Here is a 10,295-nt window from a genome sequence, read left to right as displayed (position 1 = left end):
GCATCGTCCGGCGCGCCGTAGTGCCAGTCATCCTCCGCGTTCACGCAACCGATGAGCTTGCCCTCCGGCGCCAGCACGCGAGCGATCTCGCACAGCGCGCGGCGGGTGTCCTCGCGGTCGAAGTAATGCAGCGACAGCTGTGCGACGGCCAGGTCAAACTCACCGTCACGCAGCATCGGCATCGCCCTCACATCCGCCAGCAGGTGGCGCGCCCGCGGCGAATGCCGCCGGCAGCGCGCCAGCGCCTCGGCGGAAATGTCGATGCCAGTGACGTCGACGCCCAGCTCCAAGAGGGCAGCCGTCTCCCAACCATCGCCACAGCCGATGTCCAGCGCGCGTCGCACGCCCGGCAATCGATGCTGCCAGCCAGTGAGCCACGCATCCTGATGGCTCAGCGGGTGGGCGGCGTAGCGGCGGTCCCAGACGGCGGAAGGAGGCTCGTCGCTTGGCGGCTCGTCGGCTTCGGTTGGGGGCGGCTCCAAGGCCTCCTGCGGCGACCGAGCACCAGCGGAAGGCGCCGGGGCCCCTTTCCGCTCAATCGCCTCCGCACGCTCGGCATTCGCTTCAAGGGGCATGGGCATCGCCCGCGAGCGAGACACCGAGTCGGGGCTGGCGGTGGGGTGGGGCAGTTCGCTTATTTCTGGCTGAAGGCGTGGGGAAACCGGCTTGAATGCGCCGACCCCGCCGTCAGGTGGGACGACCTGGACGGTGTACCGTTCAGACTGATTTCCGATCGCGGCTCCGGCCGCAGTTCTCCGAGGAGTGATTGCATGTTCAACCTGATGAAGACCGCCATCCTGATGGCCGCCATCACCGCGCTGTTCATGGCGATCGGCTCCGTGCTGGGCGGCCAGACGGGCATGCTGATCGCGCTGGTGGTCGCGGTGGGCATGAATTTCTTCAGCTACTGGTTCTCCGACAAGCTGGTGCTGAAGATGTACAACGCCCAGGAAGTCGACGAGCGCAGCGCGCCGCAGTTCTACAACATGGTCAAGGAACTGGCCCAGCGCGCCCAGCTGCCCATGCCCAAGGTCTACCTGATCCAGGAAGACGCCCCCAACGCCTTCGCCACCGGCCGCAACCCGGACCACGCCGCGGTCGCGGCGACGACCGGCATCCTGCGCGTGCTGTCGGAACGCGAGCTGCGCGGCGTGATGGCGCACGAGCTGGCCCACGTGAAGCACCGCGACATCCTGATCTCCACGGTCAGCGCGACGATGGCCGGCGCGATCTCCATGCTGGCCAACTTCGCGATGTTCTTCAGCCCGCGCGACAGCGAAGGCCGCCGGCCAACCCGATCGTCGGACTGCTGGTGGCGATCCTGGCGCCGATCGCGGCCTCGCTGATCCAGATGGCGATCAGCCGCGCCCGTGAATTCGAGGCGGACCGCGGCGGCGCGGAGATCTCCGGCGACCCGCAGGCATTGGCCTCGGCGCTGGACAAGATCCACCGCTACGCCCAGGGCATCCCGCTGGAGACGGCGGAGCGCCATCCGGAGACGGCCCAGATGATGATCATGAATCCGCTGTCCGGCGGCGGCCTGCGCGGCCTGTTCAGCACCCATCCGTCGACCGAGGAACGCATCGAACGCCTGATGGCGATGTCCCGCCGCTGAACGCGCGCGCTCCGGCCCGGCCGAGCGCTCCGGTGCTCCGGCCAGACGAAACACCGCCTCCGGGCGGTGTTTTTCATTCGACCGGGGCGGGCGGAGGCGACGGCACAATGGCCCGTTCCGCCGGCCTGCCTGATTCAAGCGTTCGCCCCGGCGGCCGATAAAGGACAGCATGAAGGCTTCCCTCCGCTCCCTGACCGCCTCGGCGGCGCTGCTCGGCGCCGTCGCGCTGCTGGCCGGCTGCGACCAGCTCGGCATCGAGGACCCCGCCAAGGTGGCGGCGGCCAAGCAGGCCGAGGGCAAGGCCATCGGCGGCGCCTGCCGCAACGCGCTGCGCGCCATCGAGGACTGCTACGCCCTGAACCCCAAGGCCCAGAAGGCCGCGGTCTATGACGGCTGGCGCGAGATGGACGAGTACATGCGCGAGAACAAGCTCGAGGGCACCCGCCCGCTGGTGGCGAATCCGCAGGCCAGCCGGCCGGCCGCCGCCGAGGAGGAGGAGCCGTCGCCGCGCTCCGCGAAGGGGCAGGTGGGCTCGTCGGACAAGGCGGCGGAGAAGAGCTCGGAGAAGGGCGCCGAGAAGGGCTCGGACAAGGACAAGGCCGGCGAGAAGGGTGGCCACTGAGCCCGGCTCGGTTCGGTCGGGCCATCGGACCGCCGCGCAGTTGATCCCCCGGAGGGTGCAGTTCGTCTTGCGCCGGTCGCCGGCGCGGGTCGTCGCGACGAAGATGCGATCATCCGAAAGATCAGGAGATCGTCCATGACCACTTCGTCCTTCCGTGCTTCCCGTCGTCTGTTTGCCGTCGCCGCGCTGGGCCTGGCCGCCGCCGCGACGGTCGGCACCGCCCACGCCTGGTCGCTGAGCTTCGGCAGCTCGCAGCGCATCGAGGGCAACGGCGAGGTCGCCGCCGAGGCGCGCGACGTCGGCGCCTTCGACGCGGTGGCGCTGTCGGGCGATTTCAAGGTCTTCGTGCGGTCGGGCGCGTCCGACAAGGTCGAGGTGAAGACCGACCGCAACCTGCTCGCCTACATCGAGACCAAGGTCGTCGACGGCAGCAAGGGCCGCACGCTGGAGATCTCGCCCAAGCGCGGCTACAGCCTGAACGCCAAGGGCTCGCCGGTGATCACGCTGGACATGCGCCAGCTGCGCGGCCTGTCGATCGCCGGCTCCGGCGACATCCGCGTCGAGCCGATGAAGACGAGCAACCTGGAGGCCAGCATCGCCGGCAGCGGTGACCTGCGCATGCAGGGACTGGAGGCCGACCATGTGACGCTGCGCGTGGCCGGCAGCGGCGACATGCAGGTGCAAGGCAAGGCCAATGCGCTGTCCGTGTCGGTGGCCGGCAGCGGCGACGTCAAGACGCGTGAGCTGGTCGTCGACGAGGCCAAGGTCAGCATCTCCGGCAGCGGCGACGTCACCGTGGCGCCGACCCGCAAGCTGGACGTGCGGATCGCCGGCTCCGGCGACGTCGGCTACATCGGCAGCCCCGAGATCAGCCTGTCCAACGCCGGATCGGGCTCGGTCCGCAAGCTGAAGTAAGCCCCCCGGGCGCCGGCTGCGCCGGGCGCTCTGTGGACGCCCCTCGCCGCGACAGCGGCCGAGGGGCGCTTCGTTTCCGGACCACGCCGACGACAATTGCGGCCATGGTGGAAGGACTCGCGGCGCTGGCGCGCCATCCGGAATTCAAACGCGGCTCGCGCGACATGCTCGGCATCACGCTGGGCATCTCGGCCTGGGGGCTGGTGACCGGCGTGGCCATGGTCAAGAGCGGCTTGGGCGTGGGGCTGTCGCTGCTGATGAGCCTGGTGGTCTTCGCCGGCAGCTCGCAGCTGGCGTCGCTGCCGCTGCTGGCCAGCGGCGCGCCGCTGTGGGTGCTGTGGGCCACCGCCTTCTGCGTGAACCTGCGCTTCGTCATCTTCAGCGCCCAGTGGCGCCTGTACTTCGAGCCGCTGCCGCGCGCGCAGCGGCTGTTCATCGGCTACTTCGCGGCCGACCTGAACTACGTCGCCTTCCTCAAGCGCTTCCCGGACCTGAAACCCGATTCCGCGAACCAGCTGCCGTACTTCTGGGGCGGCGTCGCGACCAACTGGGTCGCCTGGCAGGCGCCGGCCATCGCCGGCATCCTGCTGGCCGACACCATTCCCACCACCTGGGGCCTGGGTTTCGCCGGCGTGCTGGCGCTGCTGGGGCTGAGCTACTCGCTGCTGAAGGACCGCAACACCTGGGTCTCGGGCGCGGTGGCCGGCTGCGCGGCCGTGGCCGCGTATGCGCTGCCGCTGCGGCTCAACATCCTGGTGGCGATCGCCGCCGCGGTGGCCGTGGGCCTGCTGATGGAGAAATGGCTGCCGCCTCCGACCCCGGCCGCCGGCGGGAGGTCGGCATGAGCCTCTGGGAAGCGGTGCTGGGCATCCTTGGCATGGGCGCGATCACGGTGATCACGCGCAGCTTCTTCATGATCCCGGACCGCGAGATCCCGCTGCCCCAGTGGGTGCGCGACGGCCTGCGCTACGCGCCGCTGGCCGCGCTCGCGGCGGTGATCGTGCCGGAGATCGTCATGACGCAGGGCGAGCTGATCCACACCTGGAAGGACGCCCGGCTGTATGCGACGGCCGTCGGCACCGCCTATTTCTTCTGGCGGCGCGGCATCCTGGGCACCATCGTCAGCGGCACGGCGGTGATGCTGGCGCTGCGGGTCGGCCTGGGCTGGTAGACCCGGCCGGGCCCGTCCTGACGCCGGTTCCAGCGGCGTTTCGTAACCGTCCCGGACAGGGCCGCGCCCGGCCGGCTGGTAAGCTGCGCCCCGATTCGCCGGGCCCGCCCGCAGTGCCCGGACACCCGCTTTCCAACTACTCGAAGCTCATCCCATGAACGTCCTGCGATTCGCCGATCTGATCGCCGCCGGCAAGGTGGCCGACCAGCGCGTGTTCATCCGCGCCGACCTGAACGTGCCGCTCAACGACGCCGGCCAGATCACCGAGGACACGCGCGTGCGCGCCTCCATCCCCGCGATCGAGATGGCGCTGAAGGCCGGTGCCGCGGTGATGGTGACCTCGCACCTGGGCCGCCCGACCGAGGGCGAGTTCAAGCCCGAGGATTCGCTCGCGCCGGTCGCCAAGCGCATGGGCGAGCTGCTGGGCCGCGAAGTGCCGCTGGTGGCGAACTGGGTCGACGGCGTCGACGTGAAGCCGGGCCAGGTGGTGCTGCTCGAGAACTGCCGCGTCAACAAGGGCGAGAAGAAGAACAGCGAGGAGCTGGCGAAGAAGATGGCCGCGCTGTGCGACATCTTCGTGCACGACGCCTTCGGCACCGCGCACCGGGCCGAGGCCTCGACCTACGGCATCGCGCAGTTTGCCAAGGTCGCCTGCGCCGGTCCGCTGCTGGCGGCCGAGATCGATGCCATCAGCAAGGCGCTGGCCAACCCGAAGCGCCCGCTGGTGGCGATCGTGGCGGGCTCCAAGGTGTCGACCAAGCTGACCATCCTGCAGTCGCTCTCCAGGAACGTCGATGGCCTGATCGTCGGCGGCGGCATTGCCAACACCTTCATGCTGGCGGCCGGCCTGAAGATCGGCAAGTCGCTGGCGGAGCCGGACCTGCTCGTCGAAGCCAAGGCGGTGATCGAGTCGATGAAGGCGCGCGGCGCCGCGGTGCCGATCCCGGTGGACGTGGTGACGGCCAAGGCCTTCGCGGCCGACTCGCCGGCGACGGTGAAGGCCGCCACCGAGGTGGCCGATGACGACCTGATCCTGGACATCGGCCCGAAGACCGCGGCGCTGCTGGCCGAGCAGCTGAAGGCGGCCGGCACCATCGTCTGGAACGGCCCGGTGGGCGTCTTCGAGTTCGACGCCTTCGCGCACGGCACCGAGACCATCGCCCGCGCGATCGCGGCGTCGGACGCGTTCTCGATCGCCGGCGGCGGCGACACGCTGGCCGCGATCGCCAAGTACGGCATCGAGCAGGACGTGGGCTACATCTCCACCGGCGGCGGCGCCTTCCTGGAAGTGTTGGAAGGCAAGACCCTGCCGGCCTTCGAGATCCTGTCCAAGCGCGCGCAGGGCTGAGCGCCCCTCGCCTCAAGAAAGAAACGCGCCCTCGGGCGCGTTTTTTGTTGCAGGCGAGAGGTCGCTAGTGAGCGCGTTCCTCGCACGCCGCGCGCGCGGCAGCCTGAAGTGCAATTGGGCACGGTTCTCGGGTGAAGGCTCTAACTTGCGGGCAAATCCTGATGCGGACCTTCATGGCGCGCATGAGCGATTGCCATCTTTGCATGGCAGTTAAAGCTGAATTCATCGCGCCGCGCGAGCCGGAGGATTAAGCTTTGCGCCCCCCGGGCCCCTGTTACCGGGCGATTACGGCACCGGTTCGTCGCCGCGATCGCATGCCGGAAATGGCGCCGGGCCCCCTTCATCGCGACGGAGATTTGCATGACCGACAAGAACGACGGCCTCGGCCTGAGCCCCGCCGAAGCCGCCCTGCGCGAGGCGGCGCTGGACTATCACCGCACCCCGACGCGCGGCAAGATCGCCGTCACCCCGACCAAGCCGCTGGCCAACCAGCGCGACCTGTCGCTGGCCTACTCCCCGGGCGTCGCCTATCCCTGCCTCGACATCGAGAAGGACCCGACGCTGGCCGCCGAGTACACCTCGCGCGGCAACCTGGTCGGCGTGGTCACCAACGGCACCGCGGTGCTTGGCCTGGGCGACATCGGCCCGCTGGCCGCCAAGCCGGTGATGGAAGGCAAGGGCTGCCTGTTCAAGAAATTCGCCGGCATCGACGTCTTCGACATCGAGCTGGCCGAGCGTGATCCCGACAAGCTGGTCGAGATCATCGCGGCGATGGAGCCCACGCTGGGCGGCGTCAACCTCGAGGACATCAAGGCGCCCGAGTGCTTCTACATCGAGAAGCAGCTGAGTGCGCGGATGAACATCCCCGTCTTCCACGACGACCAGCACGGCACCGCGATCATCTCCAGCGCCGCGCTGCTGAACGGGCTGGAACTGGTCGGCAAGGACATCGGCGCGGTGAAGGTCGCCGTGTCGGGCGCCGGCGCCGCCGCCATCGCCTGCCTGGACGTGATGGTCGGCCTGGGCGTGAAGCGCGAGAACGTCTTCGTCGTCGACTCCAAGGGCGTGGTCCAGAGCGAGCGCGCCGATGCCGCCAAGCTCGACGAGTCCAAGCGCCGCTACTGCCAGATCACCCCGGCCCGCACGCTGGCCGACGTGGTCAAGGACGCGGACGTGTTCCTGGGTTGCTCCGCCGCCGGCGTGCTGACCGGTGAGATGGTCAAGACCATGGCGCGCCAGCCCATCATCCTGGCGCTGGCCAACCCCGAGCCGGAGATCCGTCCCGAGCTCGCAAAGGAAGCGCGCCCGGACTGCATCGTCGCCACCGGCCGCTCGGACTATCCGAACCAGGTCAACAACGTCCTGTGCTTCCCCTACATCTTCCGCGGCGCGCTGGACTGCGGCGCGACCAAGATCACCGAGGCGATGAAGCTGGCCTGCGTGCGCGAGATCGCCGCGCTGGCCAAGGCCGAGACGCCGCCGGAAGTCGCCGCGGCCTATCCGGGCCAGGACCTGGCCTTCGGCCCGGACTACCTGATCCCCAAGCCCTTCGACAACCGGCTGATCCTGCGCATCGCGCCCGCGGTCGCAAAGGCGGCGGAGGACTCCGGCGTCGCGACGCGTCCGATCACCGACATGGCCGCGTACCGCGAGCAGCTCTCGCGTTTCGTCTACCAGACCGGCATGTTCATGCGCCCGGTCTTCGCCGAGGCCAAGGCCCATCCGGCCCGCGTGATCTACGCCGAGGGCGAGGACGAGCGCGTGCTGCGCGCGGTGCAGGTGGCGCTCGATGAAGGCCTGGCCAAGCCCACGCTGATCGGCCGCCCCGAGGTCATCGCGATGCGCCTGAAGCGCGCCGGCCTGCGCCTGAAGCTGGGCGAGGACGTGGCCGTCATCGACCCCGAGAACGACCACCGCTTCCGCCAGTACTGGGAGGCCTACCACCAGGCGATGGGCCGCAACGGCTTCACGCCGGAGATGGCCAAGTCGGCGGTGCGCCGCTCCAACACGACGATCGGCGCGCTCGCGATCCAGCTCGGCGACGCCGACGCGATGATCTGCGGCATGGTCGGCCGCTTCGACTCGCATCTGGAGCACATCCAGAACCTCATCGGCCTGAAGGCGAACGTCTCCAACTTCGCGACGATGAACGCGCTGATGCTGGAGCAGCGCACGCTGTTCATCGCCGACACCTTCGTCAACGAAGACCCTAGCGCCGAACAGCTCGCCGACATCGCCTGGCAGGCCGCCGAGGAACTGCAGCGCTTCGGCCTGCCGCCGAAGGTCGCCTTCCTGTCGCACTCGATGTTCGGCAGCAGCAAGCGGGCCTCGGCGGTCAAGATGCGCAAGGCGCGCGATCTCTTCGCGGCCGCACATCCCGAGGTCGAATGCGACGGCGAGATGCATGGCGACGCGGCGCTGTCGGAGGACGTGCGCAACAACTTCCTGCCCGACTCGACGCTGTCCGGCTCCGCCAACCTGCTGGTGCTGCCGACGCTGGATGCCGCCAACATCCTGTTCAACGTGCTGAAGGTCGTGGGCGGGCAGGGCGTCACCGTGGGGCCGATCCTGCTGGGTGCCCAGCGGCCGGTGCACATCCTCACGCCGTCGGCGACCGTGCGCCGTATCGTCAACATGACCGCGCTCGCCAGCGCGGACGTGAAGGCCTCGCAAGGCTGATCGGACGCTCCGGGAGTCGTGGCGTTGGAAACTTCGCCGTAACTCCCGGAAACTGTGCCGAGGCCCCGAGAGCCCCTCATAATCGGCGGCTGTAACTAAATTTCAGACAGAGACAAGTCATGTCCCGTGCCACCAAGATCGTCGCCACCCTCGGTCCCGCTTCTTCGTCGCCGGAGGTGCTGGAGCAGATGATCCAGGCCGGCGTCGACGTGGTGCGGTTGAACTTCTCGCACGGCAAGGCGCAGGATCACATCGACCGGGCCCGCATGGTCCGCGAGGCCGCGGCCCGCGCCGGCAAGCAGGTGGCCATCATGGCCGACCTGCAGGGCCCCAAGATCCGCGTCGGCAAGTTCGAGAACGGCAAGATCGAACTGGTCAACGGCACGCCCTTCGTGCTGGACGCCGACCGCACCGAGCCCGGCAACGAGATGGTCGTGGGCCTGGACTACAAGGAACTGCCCCGTGACGTGAAGCCCGGCGACACGCTGCTGCTCAACGACGGCCTGCTGGTGCTGACGGTCGAGGCGGTGCGCGGCTCGCAGGTCCACACGATCGTGAAGCAGGGCGGCGAGCTGTCCAACAACAAGGGCATCAACAAGCAGGGCGGTGGCCTGACCGCTCCCGCGCTGACCGGCAAGGACATGGAGGACATCAAGACGGCGATGTCCTTCCAGTGCGAATACCTGGCGGTGAGCTTCCCCAAGAACGCCACCGACATGGAGATGGCCCGCCAGCTGGCCAACGTCGCCGGCGAGCCCTACCGTCACAAGCCGGGGATGATCGCCAAGATCGAGCGCTACGAGGCCATCCCCCACCTGGAGGCGATCCTCAAGGCCTCCGACGGCATCATGGTCGCCCGCGGTGACCTGGCGGTCGAAGTCGGCAACGCGGCGGTGCCCGCGCTGCAGAAGCGCATGATCAAGATGGCGCTGGAGCTCGACAAGGTCTGCATCACCGCGACGCAGATGATGGAGTCGATGATCGTGAACCCGGTGCCGACCCGCGCCGAGGTCTCCGACGTCGCCAACGCGGTGCTCGACGGCACCGACGCGGTGATGCTGAGCGCCGAGACCGCCGCGGGCCGCTTCCCGGTCGAGACCATCCAGCAGATGGCCGCGATCGCGCGGGAAGCCGAGAACGCCGAGTTCGTGACGCTGGACACCGACTTCGCCAACCGCCAGTTCGGCCGCATCGACCAGTCGATCGCGATGGGCGCGCTGTTCACCGCGCACCACCTGGGCTGCAAGGCGATCGTGGCGCTGACCGAGTCCGGCTCGACCGCGCTGTGGATGAGCCGCCACCGCATCCATGTGCCGATCTTCGCGCTGACCTCGCAGACGCTGACGCACCGCAAGATGGCGCTGTACCGCAACGTCACGCCGCTGCTGATGCCCAACTTCAGCGATCGCGACCAGGCGCTGCAGGCCGCCGAGGACCTGTTGATCGAGCGCGGCGTGCTGATGCCGGGCGACACCTACGCCATCACCTGCGGCGAGCCGATGGGCTACCCGGGCGGCACCAACATGCTGAAGGTCTGCCGGGTCGCCTGAACCCCGGTCCGTTCGCATGAAGCCGCTGCGCCGCCGTGAGCTGCTGATGGGCGTGACGGGCGGCGTGGGCCTGGCGACGGTCGCCGGCGGCGCGCTGGCCAAGCCCGACGCTGCCGCGGTCGGTGCACCGGGGCCGATCCGGCTGGCCATCAGCGAACAGACGCACAAGCCCTTCGTCCTGCCGCTGCTGCGGCTGATCGCCGAGGCAGCCGGCCTGCAGTGGCAACTGCAGCTGCTGCCCTGGCCGCGCGCGCTGCTGGGCGCGGAACTCGGCCAGCACCTGACCTTCGGGCTGTCGCGCAACCCGGCGCGGGACAAGGTCTTCGCCTACAGCCAGCCGGCCTTCGTCAGCCGCGGTTGGCTGGTGGTGCCCAAGGCGCGGCCGATCGCCTTCG

The 10,295-nt window shown here is 69.1% G+C and carries 9 protein-coding genes and 1 pseudogene; 9 read left to right on the top strand and 1 reads right to left on the bottom strand.

Annotation, left to right across the window (positions count from 1 at the left end; all coding sequences use genetic code 11):
• Positions 1–575, bottom strand: a 575-nt coding sequence (locus FUT87_RS19675) for a class I SAM-dependent methyltransferase (protein WP_186830641.1), incomplete at its 3' end; no start/stop codon positions are given.
• Between the two features lie 195 nt (positions 576–770).
• On the opposite strand from FUT87_RS19675, the pseudogene htpX reads away from it, so the two are divergent.
• From htpX to FUT87_RS19630, 9 genes and pseudogenes are all read left to right on the top strand, one after another.
• Positions 771–1,615 (top strand): annotated as a pseudogene (gene htpX / locus FUT87_RS19670) (zinc metalloprotease HtpX).
• Positions 1,616–1,784: 169 nt separating this feature from the next.
• A complete protein-coding gene (locus FUT87_RS29065) occupies positions 1,785–2,237 on the top strand; it encodes a hypothetical protein (RefSeq protein ID WP_175538358.1) in 453 nt (150 codons plus the stop codon).
• Between the two features lie 135 nt (positions 2,238–2,372).
• Positions 2,373–3,152 (top strand): head GIN domain-containing protein, encoded by a 780-nt coding sequence (locus FUT87_RS19660; protein WP_147242116.1) that lies wholly within the window; start codon positions 2,373–2,375, stop codon positions 3,150–3,152.
• Positions 3,153–3,256: 104 nt separating this feature from the next.
• The gene (locus tag FUT87_RS19655) at positions 3,257–3,997 is read left to right on the top strand and encodes an AzlC family ABC transporter permease (RefSeq protein ID WP_147242115.1); all 741 of its coding nucleotides are present in this window, start codon (positions 3,257–3,259) and stop codon (positions 3,995–3,997) included.
• On the top strand, positions 3,994–4,323 hold the full coding sequence (locus FUT87_RS19650) for an AzlD domain-containing protein (protein WP_091731631.1): 330 nt from the start codon (positions 3,994–3,996) through the stop codon (positions 4,321–4,323). The genes FUT87_RS19655 and FUT87_RS19650 overlap by 4 nt, the downstream gene beginning before the upstream one ends.
• A 154-nt stretch (positions 4,324–4,477) precedes the next feature.
• A complete protein-coding gene (locus FUT87_RS19645; protein ID WP_147242114.1) occupies positions 4,478–5,671 on the top strand; it encodes a phosphoglycerate kinase in 1,194 nt (397 codons plus the stop codon).
• 360 nt (positions 5,672–6,031) lie between these two features.
• Positions 6,032–8,350 (top strand): NADP-dependent malic enzyme, encoded by a 2,319-nt coding sequence (locus tag FUT87_RS19640; RefSeq protein WP_091727937.1) that lies wholly within the window; start codon positions 6,032–6,034, stop codon positions 8,348–8,350.
• Between the two features lie 119 nt (positions 8,351–8,469).
• On the top strand, positions 8,470–9,900 hold the full coding sequence (gene pyk, locus FUT87_RS19635) for a pyruvate kinase (RefSeq protein WP_091727933.1): 1,431 nt from the start codon (positions 8,470–8,472) through the stop codon (positions 9,898–9,900).
• Between the two features lie 16 nt (positions 9,901–9,916).
• The coding region (locus tag FUT87_RS19630; protein WP_222617211.1) for a hypothetical protein at positions 9,917–10,295 on the top strand (379 nt) is incomplete at its 3' end.

This window comes from Mitsuaria sp. TWR114 (assembly GCF_007997345.1).
The sequence above is the reverse complement of the archived record's forward strand: the minus strand, read 5'-3'. Positions and strand labels throughout refer to the sequence as shown.

Excerpts from the sequence above, each read along its gene's own strand:
- pyk (WP_091727933.1), top strand. The coding sequence starts at position 8,470 with ATGTCCCGTGCCACCAAGATCGTCGCCACCCTCGGTCCCGCTTCTTCG.
- FUT87_RS19650 (WP_091731631.1), top strand. The coding sequence starts at position 3,994 with ATGAGCCTCTGGGAAGCGGTGCTGGGCATCCTTGGCATGGGCGCGATC.
- FUT87_RS19660 (WP_147242116.1), top strand. The coding sequence starts at position 2,373 with ATGACCACTTCGTCCTTCCGTGCTTCCCGTCGTCTGTTTGCCGTCGCC.
- FUT87_RS29065 (WP_175538358.1), top strand. The coding sequence starts at position 1,785 with ATGAAGGCTTCCCTCCGCTCCCTGACCGCCTCGGCGGCGCTGCTCGGC.
- FUT87_RS19645 (WP_147242114.1), top strand. The coding sequence starts at position 4,478 with ATGAACGTCCTGCGATTCGCCGATCTGATCGCCGCCGGCAAGGTGGCC.
- FUT87_RS19655 (WP_147242115.1), top strand. The coding sequence starts at position 3,257 with ATGGTGGAAGGACTCGCGGCGCTGGCGCGCCATCCGGAATTCAAACGC.
- FUT87_RS19640 (WP_091727937.1), top strand. The coding sequence starts at position 6,032 with ATGACCGACAAGAACGACGGCCTCGGCCTGAGCCCCGCCGAAGCCGCC.